We start from the raw sequence: 16,931 nt of genomic DNA, 5'->3' as shown, positions 1-16,931 counted from the left end.
GCTCTTGCTCCGTGCACAAAGCGCGGCGAGCCTAGCACCTGTTTATTCATACAGTAAAGGTCTTGCTTTCAATGTCTACACCCATCATCCCTTGGATGGGCGGCAAACGCCGCCTGGCCGATCGCCTCATTCCGCTTTTTCCGCCACACGAATGCTACGTTGAAGTCTTTGCCGGCGGTGCCGCGCTGTACTTCATGAAGCCCCAGCCGTCGCCGGTCGAAGTCCTCAATGACATCAACGGCGACCTGGTCACGCTTTACCGCGTCGTGCAGAACCACCTCGAAGAGTTCGTCCGCCAATTCAAATGGGCGCTCAGTTCTCGGCAGGTGTTCGAATGGCAGAAAATGACCCGCCCCGAAATCCTAACCGACATCCAGCGCGCCGCCCGATTCTTCTACCTGCAGCACCACGCCTTCGCCGGCAAGGTCTCGGGGCAGACGTTCGGCACGGCGACCACTGCCCCGGCTATCAACCTGCTGCGGATCGAGGAAAACCTCTCGGCCGCGTGGCAGCGCCTGTCCGGCACCTACGTCGAAAACCTCCCCTGGCTTGAATGCGCTGAACGCTACGACCGTGCACATACCTTCCACTACATGGATCCGCCTTACTGGCAGACCGCCGGTTACGGCGTGGATTTTCCGTTCGAGAACTACGAACGGATGGCCGACTTCATGCGCCGCTGCAAAGGCAAGGTGATGGTTAGCATCAATGACCATCCGGACATCCGCCGTGTATTTGAAGGCTTCCACTTCGAGACGCTGGACATTCGCTACAGCAACACCAACCAACGACAAGGCAAAGTCGAAGTTAGCGGTGAACTGGTGATCTTAAACTGGGTTCCCGAAGAGTTAGGTAGTATTTTTTAAACAAAGCTTAACGATTTACTGATCTAGTGGTGCTTCTATCTTTGTCATCGCCCTAATATAAGCACCACAGGTTTCAGCGGCTGGACACCTTGTTTCATTTGGTTTCTCGAACCAAATGTGGGAGATGCAAGTTCCGCTATGAAAAGTGATGTGCTCTTCCAAGGGGAGTTCGCGCGCTAATACTTTTCCCTTACACATTCCGCAGACTTGAGTGGTTATATAAGGTTTCAATTGGGTGTTAAGAAAATAAAATACTTCACCTAGAAATTTATTGACTTCAGATATTAGAGTTTCAATTTTTTCAAATATGTCTGGGATGATTAAAGGTTTTCCCTTGGTTTTTATTCCTGTGTGCATATATTGGATGCTTCTATTTTCTCTGTTGAGGGTACAGTGGCCCAATTCTGAGTGTGTAAGTTCATCTCTTATTCTGAGCAAATCTTCGTACCAGCTTGCTGAGAGAAAGGCTTTTTTTAGTTCGTCAGGGAAATCGCTCCCTAGCTGATGATCTCGAATCCGCTGAAAAATTTTTCGAGTGGAGTCGGGTATTCTTCGGCATTTCCTATAAATACTAACAATGATTTTTCGAGTGCAGTCAATAGATGAGTATAGTTCGGTAAAAACTTCTTCTGCTACGGCAGTAAATTCTGCGGAGTTGATAGCAGCTGTGTGTCCGTTTTGATTTAGTTCTTCTTCATCGATTTGCAAGTTTGGGCTAAGTTTGCGAGCAAGATTGTATAAGATTTGGGCCTTGTTGAAGTGGTTCGCGACTCCGGTTATCGCCTTGGTTGTGTCGCTGTCAAATGTATGTGTGCCCATATAAAAGAATTTGAACTTGGACAGTGTTCCCCATTTTTCGGGTTGGAAAAAAATCGCGGTTGGTGCTGTGCGCATTGCGCTTACTCTAAGTTATATGTTTAAAGAGGCTGGATGGTCCGGTGTTATATCCACTTTTAAACTTATTTGGCAATCAATTTCGTCACAATGGGAGTGGCTTAATCAAGTCAGCCCCGTGGTTGCGAATGTTACCTACTGCCCGGTCGATCCTAAACCATTCAAACGCTTCGGATACCTCCCCTTGATGAAGCACGATCTGCTCTGCGCGCTCCTTCGGCGTGTCCAAATCTAGCCATTCGCGCGCGACCGCCGACGATAGCGTGACCGGGCGCCTGTCATGTATGTCAACCATACCACCAGCACTGTCAGCTGTGATGATCACAAAGCCATCGTGCTCGCTAGGTGGATGCTCTGCATCGGGATACTGGCCGATCGCAGCGCAGAAAAGAGGCGCACGATCTCTTCGACGAATAAGATAAGGCTGCTTTTTCGGATCGCCTTCGTCGACCCATTCGAACCAGTTATTTATCGCAATGATCGCCCGATGCGGCCAGATCGTCCGGAAGAATGGGCCGTGTGCCACTTTTTCGGCCCGAGCGTTAATGGGGGCAGCTCGATCTTTTGCCCAATGTGGACGCCACCCCCAGCGGACCATGTCCGCGTGCAGGTACTGTCCTTCCTAATGAAAGAGCGCGAGTTGTGTAGAGGGGGCGGCGTTGTACCGTTCGAAGGGCAGATCACCGGTATGATTGACTAGAGGGGTGGGCATGCTCAGTGCCGCAACGAAGTCATGAATGCCGTCGTACTGTGAAGGTCGTCCGCACATCTCCTGCCCGCCTATCTGATATTTCCTACAGGAATTGACCGCAAGTCATTCTGAAAGTTAACTGTACATTCGTACAGTATCGGAAGTCGTGCGTCATGAGCTTTTCAATCTTAGGCCCTATTACCGTGGCCGGTCGTAAATTACCTCTGTGCCTTTTTCAGGTGCCCGCTGGCTTTCCTTCGCCGGCAGCGGATCACATTGAAGCCCACATATCAATTGATGAGGTTTTGAACATTCGTGCTCCTCACGTTTATCTGGTGAAAATCACCGGAGAGAGTATGCAGGGAGCGGGGATCTTCGACGGGGATTTGGCGGTGGTGGATCGTTCTCTTGAGCCTGCTCATGGACATATTGTTGTTGCGCTGCTGAACAACGATCCGCTGTGCAAACGCCTGAGCATCCGGGGTAAGGAGGTGATTCTGCTTTCGGAAAATCCCAAATACCCGCCTCGCTACGTGCTGGAGGGCGATGAGCTGGCGATTTGGGGCGTGATCATCGGTAGCGTTCGCAGCCATGTCTAAGACTAAAACGGTATTCGGCCTGATCGACTGCAACAGCTTCTATGCCAGCTGCGAGCGAGTGTTCCGCCCCGACCTCGCCAAAGTGCCTATCGTGGTGCTGTCGAATAATGACGGTTGCGTCATCGCCCGCAGCTACGACGCTAAGCCGTACGTGAAAATGGGCGAGCCGTACTTTCAGATCAAACACAAGCTCAGGCAACATGGCATTGTCCCGTTTTCCTCAAACTACGCGTTGTACGGCGATATGAGCGAGCGTGTCATGACACTGATCGAATCGATGGTGCCAGCCGTCGAGGTCTACAGCATTGACGAGGCCTTCGTCGATCTCACCGGCATCAGTGACTTGGACGGCCTCGGCCGCAAGATTCGTAGCCAAGTGCTGCGTTGCACGGGTATTCCCGTCGGCGTTGGCATCGCGCACACCAAGACCCTGGCCAAGCTGGCCAATCACACCGCCAAACGCCTGCAGGCGCAAACCGGTGGCGTCGTGAACATCTGCGATCCAATCAAGCGCGATTGGGTGCTGCGCAATACGGACGTATCAGAGGTGTGGGGAGTGGGGCGGCGCATGAAAATGCACCTGGACGGCATGGGAATCAAGACCGCCATGGATCTGGCCAAGGCGGACCCATGGACGTTGAGAAAAAATTTCAGCGTCGTGATCGAGAAAACTGCCCGGGAATTGGCGGGCACGTCGTGCCTGGAACTGGAGGAGCCGGATCCACCCAAGCAGGAGATCTGCTGCAGCCGAATGTTTGGCAAAAGGCTGAAGGAACTGCCGCCGATCAAGGAGGCAGTGGCGACCTACATGATGCGGGCATCGGAAAAGCTCCGGGCGCAAAAGTCTCTGTGCAAGAAGATCCGGGTCAGCGTCCGCACCGGAATGTTCAACCCCGATGAGGCAAAGTATGCGAATGGTGTCATGGTGGATTTGCCTTACCCAACGGATGACGTTCGGCTGCTAACGACGGCGGCCGTCGATGCGCTTGATCGTGTGTTCCGTCCTGGATTCAGTTACAGCAAAGCGGAAGTAATGCTGCTGAATCTATGCCAGCCGGGTGAATACACAGACGATCTGTTCGCCATTTCTCAGCCCACTGAAGCAACAAGAGTGATGGCGGTGTTGGACGAAATCAATGGACGGTGGGGCAGGGGTACGCTCCGGGCTGCGAGTGTGCCGAGCAATCCAGATTGGGGCATGCGACGAGAGATGATGAGCCAGAGCTATACGACAAAAATAGACCAATTGTGGACTATCCTCTGTAAATGACACTAAGCATCAGTTATAAGCACAAAAATCCTATTCAATTTTAAGTGATAACGTGTCGACAACTGTCGGCCATTTTTTTCTCGCGCGTCGGGCGAGGCTATTTAATTCGCCTAAGTATCTGTCGAATGCTCACGCGTTTGAGCATGCCATGCGAGATTGCCCTAAACGACAAGAAAAAAGTTCCAAATGAACTTAGGATGAGTATTATTGGAATAAAGAAAATCAGAAGTAAATAGGACTGTTGTTCTTTAGTAACAAGAGAGAGCTTTAGTTGCGCAATTATCGTGGCTATGATTGCGCCACTTCCAAATCCTAATGCGAATAAAACTGTCGATTGAAGTGCCCTCTCAGCAGCATACAAAGAGCGACGCTGAACTGGGCCAGGTTGGAATGCTCTTGAACGGTTATATAATAATGCCGAAAATCCAAACAATACCGCTAAGATAGGGAAGCATACAGTGGCTAAGAGGATGAAGTTATTTTGTCTTAAATAATGATCCATTGCGCCAAAAAAAATAGTTGCACCAAACATCCAAATGGAAAAAAAGAAAAGTCTTGTGAGGAGTCTGTCGATAGATCGCAATAGTTTGGCTGGCATATGATCTCCATGTTGAACGGCTTGGGTAATTCTGGCTTGAGCTTAGTTATGGTTCTGGTTGTGGTCTACTGGATTCAAGTCACATATTGAAAATTAATCTTATTTCAGCTCGGCTTCCGCCTCGCACTGATCTCTATGCCAGTTTTGCCAAGCGTTCTCCTCTTGCTTATATGTTTCCGTGCATACGAGTCGAGGTTGAAATGTATCGACATCGCATGGGTCTGTCGAAAAGATGTAGCGGTCCGCATGTTGAATGATAATTTTACGCAACAGTTGAGCCATACCAGTTTCTAACACCGTACCGCGCATCCAAGAACGCTTGCCAATAGTCGTGTGTAGAAGATGTTTCGGGCTCAGTGGGAGTAATATGTCGGTGTTCGTCACTCCCCATCCTCCCCCGAAGTCGTAGTTGCTAGGGTCTTGATAGTTAAGTCTGATTAGAGGGTTGTCTGACGTCGGCCATGATACTCCTGCCGGAGCGTGGAGCACAGTCCACCGTTGTCGGGGAATACGTTTTAAGGTGCTGGTTAGAAGGTGTTTGATATTCCAAAGCCACATTCCTCTACCGATAGTTGCCTCGGCCTGCACCTTCCAACTCCCTGATGTGGGTTTCTCTATAGTGATTTTTAAAGGTAGCTCACGAGCCATATCGATTTCATTAACTTGAATTTTATGGTTTTCAGCGAGGCGTTGTTCCAGATTATTAACGGTTTGTGCCAATGTTTTATCCATCAGCGGTTTCAATGTCTTATTTTGGCGACTAAGGAACTCTTTAAGCCGTGCAGGGGTGCGCACATCTTGAGCCACAGCAAAGCGAACCAAATGTCTCCAGTGATCTGGCGTGAGGCGCTGTTCGTTGATGACGCGATATATCGCTTCTTGAGCCGGACTTTCAAACTCTCTATCAAGCCAGCGTTCAATCTCATCTGTCTCCTCTTGCCCGATCAGAGCGGTATAGAGATGCCGACGAAAGGCAATACTTTTCAGGGGTAACCTTTCCCAAAGAGGAAAGCTGTCATGGGGGACCAGAAGCCGGTAAGTGGGAACTCTACCTGCATGCTCCCACTGCTTTAAATAAAGCTCCGGAACGTAATGATTTCTAACGCGTAGCTGTTGCATTCGCTCTCCTTGCTCGAAGGTAAACCGTGCAGACCATCATAGACTACACAACCTTGTGGGCACCCGGTACGACGATCAATATCAGCCCATTTCGTTCTGATATTACCTAGCTCTCCTTACAAAAGTGATATCGTTATGATTTGTGCGGATCATAATCCTAGGAGGAAATGATGAGTGAAGTGAAAGCTTTGGAAAAGCTTCTGGAAACCGGCAGCCTTGATGATGAAGATGTCAAGGTACGCGGCATCGCTCAGCTCGCGGTGGATAAGGGCTTCGATCATCTGAGTGAGCCTCAGAAGAACGTGTTGCGACCGCATTTGACGAAGGCATGTGACGGCGTGACGGATCCAGGTGGTTACCATAATGATTGCCAGACGGTTCTTGAAAGTGATGAGCTGGCGACTGCTCTAGAGAATCAAGCCTATTACGGCAGCCTACTTTGCGAAAAATGCATTGATGAAGCAGAGCAATATGCTCGGGAGTGGGAACGGATTGACCGAGAGTAGTTCTATGAACGAACTGTGATGAGTTACACATCGGAGTGCCCAGCACTAATTGTTCGTCCATGGCGCAAGAGTGTTAGGATATGGGGAAATTTGACCTGATATTGCAGCGAGTTACTTCAGTTAGTCAAATTGTTCTTGTGGCTATTGCTGTTTTTACGATTTTTTATTCAGTGATTCCACTTTATCAGAAAGAACTAGCAAGCGAGCAACTTGCAAAGATACAAATTGACCAAATAGCTGCAGAGGAACGATTGGGTTTTCTGAATGCTAGCTACTCTTCACAGCTTCAGGAAGTAGAGTCTGCTCGGAAGGAAGTTTCAGGCCTGACGACAAAGTTAGCTGATGACAGATCTCGGTTGCACGCTTTAGAGGAAGAGATAGGGCAAAAAAATGATCAACTGCTCCGCTTAAGTTCGACATTGAATAAAGAGAAGCTCCGGGCGCTATCCGCCAACGCTAAAATTGTTCAATCTCAGAAGCTGAGGTTTATTCAAGCCTTGGAATGGTATACTTTAATTTCTCCACTCGACAAAAAATGTGATACCGGCCTGAGGCGGTGGACCCGTCCCGATAGTCCTGAATATGAAAAAATGAAAAAAGTTGGTTGTAATCCTTACGAAAATATAAAGTCAGCTATATCAAATGTTCAGCTCGCAACGGCAAAAGATTCATCCGGGGATGATTTGCAAATTGAAAGAACTAGTCTTGAGGCGTGGAGTAAGCAGGCTTATTCGTTGATGGAGAAAAATAAATATCAACTCTCTGACAGAATGGATTACGCATACAGAGATCAGCTCTTACGCGAAGCAGAAAAAGAAACCGAAAACGGCCTGTCTCCTGCTGAAGTTGACGAGGCATTGAGAAAAAGTCTTGAGGCTGGAAAGACGCTCATTAATTATGAGCACTCTATTAGGGAAAAAAATAGAGAGGCAGTTAGCTGGTACATCAAATTGTTACGGGACGCGATTTGAGTGCTATCGGGCATGCATATACACTAAATATCTATTCGCAGCATTGAATGGTTTCGAGTGGCTTCTAATTTTTTTTGGGGTGGGCGGCGTAAACCATTGTGTGGTCATTTTACTGCGCAAAAGGAGGCGCTCGAAAGGAGACTCCCTAGAATGATTACAGACGTGAGTTTAGGGCAAATTTAGGGCATATCGTAGGCGGCAATAGACCGCGGCATGCCATGCGATTACCGCGTAAATGCCCAATTTGGTGGCCTGAAGTGGCCTAGAAGGAGTTCGGAGGGGGTTCGAATCCCTAACCAAGGCGACTGAGTTGCGGTAACGGATAGATAGCTGCCATTGCAATAGGCAGCTATCAATAACAAATGGTCATCTGGCGTTTAAAATTTGTGTGATTTGGCTAGCGGCCTACTACGTCAACGCTCCAGAAAGCCGCGCTCGCGTTTTTCAACTGCTCATCGAGCGAATGCCATGCGAACCCGGCATTGCGGATAAGCATCCCGATGATCTCCACCAGGCGTTGCATCTGCTCTACGGTTGCCTTGATGTCGCCCCATTTAATGCCTAACGTGCTGATGTCAACAAACTGGTATTTATCTGCTACATAGCGCACTTCTGTATGTGCAGATACCTTGTCACGGATAGTTCTGAATGACTTAATTGTTGCACTGGTGGATAACTCTTCCCATAGTTTGGTGGCTTCGCAATACAAATCATCGAATTGGGATCCAAGCTGAGCCTCTTCACGCAGCTCAATACGTCTGAGGGCCTCGAGTATTTCAGTGTCGGTCACATCCTTGCCGTTAGGTATTTTCCAGCTAGCAAATTGTTCACGTAGTGTTTGTCGAAGCTCGTCGTCAGCCAGTGCTTGAATGCTATTGTTTAGACTTGGTGTTCGCGGATCATCATCGAACGTCAGTTTCGCTATGTCCTGCGCACATGAGAGGAATAATGAGTGCTTAAGAATGCTAAACCCCATAGCTCGTTTTCCGGCGCCAAGGGTGGTCACGACAGATTCATCGAAGAGCATCGGGTCGAGGATCGAATACCTCTGACGCATTTCAATAAATGCGTCGAGTAAATGAGATGCGTGAGCCTGCATTTTTTCAAGCGGGGTAGGCATGAGTAGTGCCTCTATTAGCCATGTAAACAGATCATGCCGTCTTTGTCCGAGAGCGGCCCAATAACGCTGATTCCGAAACGGCATAGCCGATCGAATCTAGCCCTCGCTTTTTCCCCTCAGCTTGGCCAAGCCCTGCTTGATGTGACCAGAGTTCTCGCCGATCACCCACAAGGCGCCACGAACGTTTTCACCAACCTCGGCTAAACCTTGTTGTTCTGCATGAAGCGTCAGCTCCATCAGAGCTGCTTCCAAACCGAGCTGATTCTGGTAGATCCTTTCCAGCACATCCCGTAACGAATATTCGTCTGACATTGCATCGACTCCTTTCGAAAAAGAACAAGCATAGTACCGGTAGTGCTCTTTATGGGCGGTGATTGCTGCTTGCTTAAAAATTGCTACAAAGAATTGTAGTTTCGAGGGGGGAGCTAGGCTGGCCGGTGTGCAAGCGAGGGGCTACGCCCAATCCATCATCGGGGCGACGGAGAAGCGGCGGGAGAGTGGGGCGGGTGTGGCGGAGATAGGGGACATTGGCGGTTCTGGATTGGGTGGGGCTGGGAGGTGGGGGAGTTTATCAGGATTGAGAGTGGCGGGCTTGCAGATGCTCTCCCGCGATGATTGCGACATTTGTGAGTGCTTTTTTCAATCATCTGACTAGCATAGGGTGGCTATTTGATGGCTAAATCCCTATTTTCTAAACCAACAAAACCAAGCCTGTGCAGGGAGAAGCAATGGACGCTCAGCAAGAAAAAGTCTTTTTTGACGAACGTGAAGTAAAGGTTACCAACAGCCGATTCATCCTTCCGGGGCAAAAGACGTTCGCGATGAGCGGAGTCACGGCAGTGAAAACCTCTCAAATAAATCCTAATCGTACTTGGCCCATACTGCTGATGATTGTCGGGGCGATTATCGGATATAAAAAAGGTATAGATACCGCTTCCGTCGTCTTGTTTTTTGCAGGTCTTGCTTGGTTCCTTATGCAGAAGACGATATATACAATTGTACTTACTACGTCTTCTGGGGAGCAGCAAGCTCTGCAAGATGCGGATCTTTCTTGGATTTCCAGAGTCGTTGGCGCGATAAATGACTCAATCATTCATCGTGGATGAAAAAAAGCGACGGATTTATTTAATGCTAGATGCTCGACGGTAAATGATCGGCGGCAAATTAATTCGTCCAGTTTGTCGCTTTGTTGGTTAACTTTGTTGCGTTCATCCAATTTAATGGTTTGGTTTTTTATTGAGGTGGTTGTTTTTTTGTTTCCATCTCATTCGGTTTCTATATCATGAAGTACAAAGCATAAGGGTTGTGGTTTTATGGAGGAGACTCAGGTTGAGAAGTCTAGAAGCTTTTATCTTGGTCCAGATTTGGATTATCGAGATATGAGAGTTGGTGATCGATTGAATGATGAGCTTATTTTGAATATTTATCATGTCAGTCCAAGAGCGATTGTTTATAGGAATGAATCAATTATTAACTGGGCTGCCAGAGGAGTCTCGCTTGTAGAAAGACGCCTAATGTCACGGCTAAATTTTTTGCTTGAAAGGGCGAAGGATAAATTTAAAGGAGTTCACGCTAATAGACTAGACAGATATAAGGTTCGTATTTTTACGGCAGTGCTTAGCGGTGAGAAAATAGGAGATTTGCAGCATGATGACTCTGATGCTTGCTATCTGCTCGATGAACTGGAAAAGTATATAGATGCATCTGATGAAATATTCAGAGTGATTGATAAGTCAAACGATTTTGTCGTCTGGATCGATAGGGAAGGAGAGGTGGCTTATGAAGTAAGGGATGGGAAAAAATTTGATGATGGTATTTTTGTTGAGTTGTCTGAGCTTAGTGCTTTAGGGCGATTAATGTTAGGGGATGGTCAGCGGAAATTATTTGTTTTTAAATTGGCGTCAAGTTTGGTTGTTGCGTTGCGTAAAAATTCTTCAGATACAAGTGGCGCCTATGAGTCGGCAAAGCAATATTTAATGAAGGTGATTGAGGTGCAAGCCAGTTCCAGGTTGATCTATTCTGTTATAGCTTTTTCGTTGTTACTTTTTTTTGTTTTCGCTTTTATTTATTTTAAGTGGGAAGTTTTTGGTTTTGATGGACTAAGTCCGTTATTTTTGGTGGGTGCGGTTGGCGGCTTACTTGGGGCATTGATTTCGGTTTTGCAGCGTTCAAAAGATATAAAGGTTGTTCCTTTCGAGCCTTTGCATCATATCGTTTTGCAAGGTGTAGTACGCATTGGCTTAGGTTGCTGTTTCGGAGTTGTTGCTATCTTGGCTTGTAAAGCTGGAGTATTTTTTGAGTTGTTAAGCTCTGATGTTAAGAAGTTGCTTTTGTTGGCAATAGTGGCTGGGATTAGTGAAAGATTGATTCCAGATTTTATTGAGAAAATTTCCGATGAGGGTGGGCGATCTACACAGAGTTTGTAAGGGACGTGAAAACGGATGATCTGAAGGTCGGGCAGCTTATTCGTCGAATGTTTGGTGGTGAATAAAGTTGGCGTGGCTGTAAGTCCGCAGAAAGGATATCGAGGGATGTAGAAATGATATTTTTGGGGCGGTGCCGGGCATTGGACAATTGGTGGGATCGGTGATACGCGCGGCGGGCTTTGCCATTTTTGACTCCCTGACAACGAATGAACCGGTGCTGACTTTATCAGACTTGCCTAGACTCGTGCCTTGGGCAGCGCCCTCAATTTAAACGTCTTAGATACGGTCTGTTTAAAGTGTGGTTGCCTGCACTACCTTAGCCCTACAACGCCTTGCACCATCCCCTACACCTAAGACAGAATCCGCCGGCTTGTGCGTCTAGCTCGTGGGTTCTATCGTCCCTATGTCACTGCAAACCAGTGTCCGGGTTTGGTAGCCCGCTTCGTTTCTAGACTCATGGCGTCACCGTGTGCAGTCCTTCCCGGGACTTCGATTTCATGGTGGTCATGCGTGGGGCTCATTCGTGGGCGCCGGGTTCTAGTGCGACCGGTCTACCAACCCGCGTATGGCCGCCACCTATCGTTTGGTAGCGAGGGTGATGGCTCCTTTTAGTATTCGCACTAGAGGCTCCATCCATGTTCAAACCAACACCCAACCCACCCGAATCCAACCCCGCATCCCCCTACGAATCCCTCGATTCCCGCAAACTCCACGAAGCCGCCGAGCGCGCCCTCGATCACTACCTCACCCCGGCCAGCCAGATCATGGCCAGCGGTGATCAATCCAAACCAATGTTCCTCGCCAACCCGGCCTACGACACCGAATCCCTGCTCGCCAACGCCAGTGAATCCCTGGGTTCCGCCACGACCATGCTCAACGACTTCGCCGCGTTGCTGGATGTCTCGCACCGCAAGACGCTGCTGGGCATTGCGCAGGTGGTGATGTTGGGGGAGTTGGCGGTGAATCAGGCGTTGGATAACGTCGAGCTCAAGGCGTAGATCGCTGCCCTCCGTGGCGAGCGGCGAGCTTGTGATCGCGGAGGGCGTTCATTCGATGCGCAAAACAACCGCCGAAAACGACGGGTTTCAGCCTGTTTCCGGAGCAATAGCGATGTGCCACAAAAAATGATGGCAATGCGTCATCACGCGCTCAAAAAAGTTCAACGATTATACAAAAAAATAAAGTTGTACAACTTTTCTCAAAATTTATAGCATCCGTTCCAACACCTTTGCTGAAACGATAAATCCAGCGTCAGTCCTGGATTTGTCCGCTGGTGCGTGGGCCGTCGGTACGGCTTTACACGTCAGTTTGTTGCAGCCGGGTCAGTGGAAGCTGCCCGTATTTCGCCCAGGACGACGACCCCGAATATGAGCGGTAACTCCGGTTATCAGAGATCTACTTTTTGTGCCTGACGTTGAACCGCGTCAAGGCGTTAGAGGCTGAACATGGCAGAAGCATCGAATTTCCTGGGCAACATCAAGGTTTCCCGAAAGTTGGGAGCCGGGTTTGGCGTTCTTTTGCTGGCGGTGGGGGCGGTGGCGTTCATTGGCTATAGCAGCAGCAATGTGCTGGTTGATCGCTTGGGCACCACGCGTCTGATCGGCACGCTCAACGATGCGACGCAGGATATGCGGCTGTCGGAGAAGCAGTACGAAGCGGCGGCGGATGTCGCTTATACCGAGGCTTATCAGTCGCAGCTGAATGTGTTGCAAGGGCTGATCGCCAAGGCGTTGCAGACCCTGACGCGGGCGGAAAACCAGCAGGCCTTGAAGCGTTTGCAGGACACCACGCTGGCTTACGATCAGCAGGTCAAGCGTTTGGTCGAGGCGGACAAGGCGACCAGCGATGCGCTGAAACCGTTGGGGGCGATGTCGGACAAGTACGCCGAGACCTTCAACAGCATGTTCGAGAGCACCACGGCCAGTGCGTTGGCATCTGCCGACAGCGCGCGGGTGGCGGACTTGCGCACGGTGGCGGATCTGCGCAATGGCATGACTATGTTTCGTCTGATGTTGCGGCGTTATATCGCGGTGCCGAGCGAGGCCAACAAGCAGGTGCTGCTGGACACCACCGATGCGTTTCTGGCCGACATGAGCAAGGCGCGCAGCGGTTTGCCGGCGGCCCTGTCGAGTCAGCTTGAAGAGGCGCAGGCCGGGATGCGCCGTTATCGCGAGGTGCTGGTGCAGGTTGCCGCGCTGTTCGAGCAGAAGCAGAGCCTGCGTCAGCAGGTGGATCAGCAGAGCCAAGCGATGGACAGCATCATGACCGGCCTGATGGACACTCAGCAGCGTCTGGCGCGGGACGATCAACAGCGTGCGTTTATCCAGATTGCAGTGCTGACGGTGCTGGCGCTGGTGGTTGGTCTGTTTGCTTCAGTGCTGATCTCGCGGCAGATCACCGGGCCGCTGGCGCTGACGGTGGAGCTGGCGCGACGGATTGCCAAAGGCGATCTGACGGTGCAAGCCAAATCCAGCCGCAAGGATGAGTTGGGCGATCTGCAAAACGCGATGCAGGACATGGCGCAAAGTCTGAACACGTTGGTGCAGGGAATCGGTAACGGCGTGACGCATATTTCGACGTCGGCCGAGAAGCTTTCGGCGATGAGCGAGCAGACCAGCGCCGGTGTGCGTCAGCAGAAAGTCGAGGTGGATCAGGTCGCCACGGCGATGCACGAAATGGCCTCGACCGTGCAGGAGGTGGCGCGCAACACCACCGACGCATCCGCCGCCGCGACCCTGGCCGATCAGCAGGCACGACACGGCAGTGCGGTGGTCAAGCAGGCGACCGTGCAAATCAGCGAACTGTCGGTGGCGATCGAGGAGTTGGGCGCGGCGATGAACGTGCTGTCCCAGGACAGCGAGCAGATCGGCAAGGTCATCGATGTGATCAAGGCTGTCGCCGAGCAGACCAACTTGCTGGCGCTGAACGCGGCGATTGAAGCGGCGCGGGCGGGGGAGCAGGGCCGTGGTTTTGCCGTGGTTGCCGATGAAGTGCGCTCGCTGGCGCAGCGCACCCAGGATTCGACCAAGGAAATCGAAGCGCTGATTGTCACTCTGCAGCAGGGCACGCAAGCGGCATCTACGCTGATGACATCCAGCCGCGAGCGCACGCTGGACACCGTGGTGCTGGCGCAGAAGGCCGAACAGGCGATTACCGAGATCAACCATTCGATCGGCACGATCCAGCAAATGAGCCTGCAGATTTCCGCCGCCGCCGAGCAGCAAAGTGCGGTGGCCGATGAGATCAATCGCAGCATCGTCAGTGTGCGCGATGTGGCCGATCAGTCGGCCGTCGCCAGCGAAGAAAGTGCTGCTGCGACCATTGAGCTGGCGTCGCTGGGGCAGGACCTGCAACGCATGACGGCGCATTTCCGCACCTGATGGCATTTCGCAATGAACTTGGCCGGAATTGACCGGTCAGCCTGTATAAGCGGGGGCCGCCAAGCGGCGCCACCCGGTCCGTGCAGTGATTTTTTTCTGGGCCATGGATGGTTGCAACCCGCTCTCAGGGGGCGTCATGACCAATACACCAATTTTCCCCCAGCCCAGCGGGGGGTGCCAAGGATGCCGGCAAAAAGGCGAGGCCGATATGGCGTTCTCCTTCGCGTTCCAGCCGATTGTCGATGTGCGTGATCAATCGACCTTCGCCCACGAGGCACTGGTACGGGGCGTGCAGGGCGAAGGTGCACTGTCGGTTCTGCAGCAGGTCGATGACCAGAACCGCTATCGCTTCGATCAACTGTGCCGTGTGCGGGCGATCTCTACGGCAGCGCAGTTGGGGCTCACCGGGTTCCTTTCGATCAACTTCCTGCCGAACGCCGTTTATCGCCCGGATCTGTGCATTCGCAGCACGCTGGAGGCGGCGCGCGCGCATGCGTTTCCGCTTGAGCGGTTGATCTTCGAAGCGGTCGAGGGCGAGCACGTTGAAAGCAATAAGCACTTGATGAACATCCTGCGCGAGTATCGCGAGTTTGGTTTCAAGACGGCCATTGATGACTTCGGTGCGGGGTATTCCGGGCTGAATCTGCTGGCGGACTTTCAGCCGGATCTGATCAAACTGGACATGGCGCTGATCCGCAATATCCACCGAGACCGTGTGCGTCAGGCGATCGTGCGGGGCGTGGTGGGCATGTGTACTGAACTGGGGATCGAGGTGATTGCCGAGGGCATCGAGCACCCGGAGGAACGGGACTTTCTCGCCGATTGCGGGATTTATCTGATGCAGGGTTTCTGGTTCGCCAAACCGGCGTTTGAGGCGATGGCGCAGATTCCGATGGAGGCGTGGCGGGCGGTTTGATGCCAACCTGAACCCGTGCTGTCGATCGGCAAAATTTCATCTTCCCGAGTGCGGCTTAGGCCTAGGATGCTTGCACAAGATCATCCCAAGGGGAGCTGTACCATGCGCACCAATGTCGTCAAAGTGCTGTTGATCGCCGCAGCTGTCTCGGTATTGAGTGCCTGTTCGGGCGCCGGAGGTTTGACCACCACCAGTTGTTTCTCCTCGGATTGTCAATCGCCGGAGGGGCGCAGTCATGCGACGACCCTGAAGTTTGGCGGCAACAGCATTGGCAGCAGCTTGAACCAGTACAGCTCCGGGATGTTGCATGACGATTGATCAAAATCGAGGCTGACCCTGACCCTGTGGCGAGGGGATTTATCCCCGATGGGTCGCGAAGCGACCCCACTTTTAAAACAGCAGGACTGCTACGCAGTCCATCGGGGATAAATCCCCTCGCCACAGGTGTAATTGCCTCCACAGGTTTACTTGGCTCTACAGGTGCAATTAGCTCCATAGCTTCAATTAGATCCTCAGGTTCAGTGTACAGGCCAATAAAAAGGCGCCCATGTCGGGCGCCTTTTTTTGTGCCTGTCGCTTACAGATACTGCTTGAAGAACCCCACCATTTTCTCCACCGCCGGCCCGACGAACTGTTCCTTGTCGTACAGGTCGATGTGGCTTGCGCCCTCGATCAGCACCAATTCCTTCGGCTCCAGCGCCTTCTTGATCGCCATTTCGCTGAAGTAACGGGTGTCGGCTTCCGAGCCGGCAATCATCAGCAGCGGATGCGGCGAGATCAGGTCGATGTGCTCGTAGGACGAGTACGCCGCGATCCGGCCGATGCTGGTGAACACGTACTTGTTCGGCGAGTTGGGATGTTGCGCACGCGGGGTGCGGTAGTAGTCGCTGCCTTCGCGGAACAGGGGCGGGGTGTCGGCGTTGATATCGGCGGTTTCCGGGACGATCGGGTCGATGCGCACCGGTTCGCCACGGGCTTCGCGAGTGCGTTGTTCGCTGACTTGTTCCAGCAGTTGTTTGAGCTGTTCCGGGCTGACGCTGCCGCCAAGGCCTTCGCGGTAAAGCAGGCCGATGTCGGCGGCGCTCACGGTGGCGACGGCGCGGATGCGGCGGTCGGTCTGGGCGGCGAAGGGCACGTAACCACCGGAAGCGCAGATGCCGAGGGCGCCGATGCGTTGTGAGTTGACCGAGGCGTGGTTGGCGAGGAAGTCCACCGCGCTCTTGATGTCTTCGGCGCGGACGAACGGGTCTTCGAGGTAGCGCGGTTCACCTGCGCTTTCACCCTGGTAGCTGGCGTCGTAGGCGAGGGCGATCAGGCCTTTGGCCGCGAGTTTGGCGGCGTAGAGGCCGGCGGTCTGCTCCTTGACGCCGCCGAACGGGTGGGCGACGACGATGGCCGGGCGTTGTTCACCGGGTTGCAGGTCGTCCGGGGTGTAGAGGTGGCCGGCGAGTTTGAGGCCGTTGCTGAGGAAGCTGACGTTGGTTTTCATAGGTGCACTCCACGGGTTGCTGCGATGCCGCAGGTGGCGGCTGACGAGGCACAGATTGCCGCCGTGGGTGGGAGGCAAAAAGAGAG

The 16,931-nt window shown here is 51.9% G+C and carries 17 protein-coding genes and 2 pseudogenes; 12 read left to right on the top strand and 7 right to left on the bottom strand.

Annotation, left to right across the window (positions count from 1 at the left end; translation table 11 throughout):
* Nucleotides 1-71: 71 nt before the first annotated feature.
* A complete protein-coding gene (locus ACOYXG_RS17380; RefSeq protein ID WP_460353007.1) occupies nucleotides 72-866 on the top strand; it encodes a DNA adenine methylase in 795 nt (264 codons plus the stop codon).
* 15 nt (nucleotides 867-881) lie between these two features.
* Here the strand turns inward: ACOYXG_RS17380 and ACOYXG_RS17375 are convergent, their stop codons facing one another.
* On the bottom strand, nucleotides 882-1,760 hold the full coding sequence (locus ACOYXG_RS17375; protein ID WP_460353005.1) for a hypothetical protein: 879 nt from the start codon (nucleotides 1,758-1,760) through the stop codon (nucleotides 882-884).
* Between the two features lie 85 nt (nucleotides 1,761-1,845).
* Nucleotides 1,846-2,529, bottom strand: a pseudogene (locus tag ACOYXG_RS17370) (SOS response-associated peptidase family protein).
* 95 nt (nucleotides 2,530-2,624) lie between these two features.
* Between ACOYXG_RS17370 and ACOYXG_RS17365 the strand changes: the two are divergent.
* Nucleotides 2,625-3,050, top strand: coding sequence for a LexA family protein (locus ACOYXG_RS17365; protein ID WP_460353003.1), 426 nt, complete (start codon nucleotides 2,625-2,627; stop codon nucleotides 3,048-3,050).
* Nucleotides 3,043-4,320, top strand: a complete 1,278-nt coding sequence (gene umuC, locus ACOYXG_RS17360; protein ID WP_460353001.1) for a translesion error-prone DNA polymerase V subunit UmuC — start codon at nucleotides 3,043-3,045, stop codon at nucleotides 4,318-4,320. Before ACOYXG_RS17365 ends, umuC begins: the two co-directional genes overlap by 8 nt.
* A gap of 97 nt (nucleotides 4,321-4,417) precedes the next feature.
* Here the strand turns inward: umuC and ACOYXG_RS17355 are convergent, their stop codons facing one another.
* Nucleotides 4,418-4,918 carry a hypothetical protein gene (locus tag ACOYXG_RS17355; protein ID WP_460352999.1) on the bottom strand — a complete coding sequence of 167 codons (501 nt, stop codon included), beginning with the start codon at nucleotides 4,916-4,918 and terminating at the stop codon, nucleotides 4,418-4,420.
* A gap of 99 nt (nucleotides 4,919-5,017) precedes the next feature.
* Nucleotides 5,018-6,037 (bottom strand): DUF4238 domain-containing protein, encoded by a 1,020-nt coding sequence (locus ACOYXG_RS17350; protein WP_460352997.1) that lies wholly within the window; start codon nucleotides 6,035-6,037, stop codon nucleotides 5,018-5,020.
* A gap of 170 nt (nucleotides 6,038-6,207) precedes the next feature.
* Here ACOYXG_RS17350 and ACOYXG_RS17345 point away from each other — a divergent pair, with 170 nt between their 5' ends.
* Both ACOYXG_RS17345 and ACOYXG_RS17340 read left to right on the top strand, forming a co-directional pair.
* Entirely contained in the window at nucleotides 6,208-6,543 is a 336-nt protein-coding gene (locus tag ACOYXG_RS17345) for a hypothetical protein (protein ID WP_460352995.1), read from the top strand.
* Nucleotides 6,544-6,623: 80 nt separating this feature from the next.
* Nucleotides 6,624-7,514 carry a hypothetical protein gene (locus ACOYXG_RS17340; RefSeq protein ID WP_460352993.1) on the top strand — a complete coding sequence of 297 codons (891 nt, stop codon included), beginning with the start codon at nucleotides 6,624-6,626 and terminating at the stop codon, nucleotides 7,512-7,514.
* A gap of 397 nt (nucleotides 7,515-7,911) precedes the next feature.
* On the opposite strand, the gene ACOYXG_RS17335 is transcribed toward ACOYXG_RS17340, so the two are convergent.
* Both ACOYXG_RS17335 and ACOYXG_RS17330 read right to left on the bottom strand, forming a co-directional pair.
* Nucleotides 7,912-8,634, bottom strand: coding sequence for an AbiU2 domain-containing protein (locus ACOYXG_RS17335; protein ID WP_460352991.1), 723 nt, complete (start codon nucleotides 8,632-8,634; stop codon nucleotides 7,912-7,914).
* A 96-nt stretch (nucleotides 8,635-8,730) separates the two neighbouring features.
* A complete protein-coding gene (locus ACOYXG_RS17330; protein WP_460352989.1) occupies nucleotides 8,731-8,946 on the bottom strand; it encodes a hypothetical protein in 216 nt (71 codons plus the stop codon).
* A gap of 416 nt (nucleotides 8,947-9,362) precedes the next feature.
* Here ACOYXG_RS17330 and ACOYXG_RS17325 point away from each other — a divergent pair, with 416 nt between their 5' ends.
* The 7 genes and pseudogenes from ACOYXG_RS17325 to ACOYXG_RS17295 all read left to right on the top strand — a co-directional run bounded on the left by ACOYXG_RS17325 (nucleotide 9,363) and on the right by ACOYXG_RS17295 (nucleotide 15,674).
* Complete coding sequence (locus ACOYXG_RS17325; RefSeq protein ID WP_150369181.1) at nucleotides 9,363-9,740, top strand: DUF6232 family protein; 378 nt, start codon at nucleotides 9,363-9,365, stop codon at nucleotides 9,738-9,740.
* Nucleotides 9,741-9,947: 207 nt separating this feature from the next.
* A complete protein-coding gene (locus ACOYXG_RS17320; protein ID WP_150369179.1) occupies nucleotides 9,948-11,060 on the top strand; it encodes a hypothetical protein in 1,113 nt (370 codons plus the stop codon).
* A 635-nt stretch (nucleotides 11,061-11,695) separates the two neighbouring features.
* Nucleotides 11,696-12,058, top strand: coding sequence for a DUF6124 family protein (locus tag ACOYXG_RS17315; protein ID WP_103520375.1), 363 nt, complete (start codon nucleotides 11,696-11,698; stop codon nucleotides 12,056-12,058).
* A 447-nt stretch (nucleotides 12,059-12,505) separates the two neighbouring features.
* Nucleotides 12,506-13,582 (top strand): annotated as a pseudogene (locus ACOYXG_RS17310) (methyl-accepting chemotaxis protein); the annotation flags it as partial.
* Nucleotides 13,568-14,440 (top strand): methyl-accepting chemotaxis protein, encoded by an 873-nt coding sequence (locus ACOYXG_RS17305; RefSeq protein WP_401277246.1) that lies wholly within the window; start codon nucleotides 13,568-13,570, stop codon nucleotides 14,438-14,440. The pseudogene ACOYXG_RS17310 and the gene ACOYXG_RS17305, both read left to right, overlap by 15 nt.
* A gap of 136 nt (nucleotides 14,441-14,576) precedes the next feature.
* Entirely contained in the window at nucleotides 14,577-15,356 is a 780-nt protein-coding gene (rimA, locus tag ACOYXG_RS17300; protein WP_460352986.1) for a S6 modification regulatory phosphodiesterase RimA, read from the top strand.
* A gap of 102 nt (nucleotides 15,357-15,458) precedes the next feature.
* The gene (locus ACOYXG_RS17295; protein WP_027611503.1) at nucleotides 15,459-15,674 is read left to right on the top strand and encodes a hypothetical protein; all 216 of its coding nucleotides are present in this window, start codon (nucleotides 15,459-15,461) and stop codon (nucleotides 15,672-15,674) included.
* 259 nt (nucleotides 15,675-15,933) lie between these two features.
* Here the strand turns inward: ACOYXG_RS17295 and ACOYXG_RS17290 are convergent, their stop codons facing one another.
* Entirely contained in the window at nucleotides 15,934-16,845 is a 912-nt protein-coding gene (locus ACOYXG_RS17290; protein ID WP_414888496.1) for an alpha/beta hydrolase, read from the bottom strand.
* Between the last annotated feature and the right edge of the window lie 86 nt (nucleotides 16,846-16,931).

This window comes from Pseudomonas sp. G3-39 (assembly GCF_054790485.1).
The sequence above is the reverse complement of the archived record's forward strand: the minus strand, read 5'-3'. Positions and strand labels throughout refer to the sequence as shown.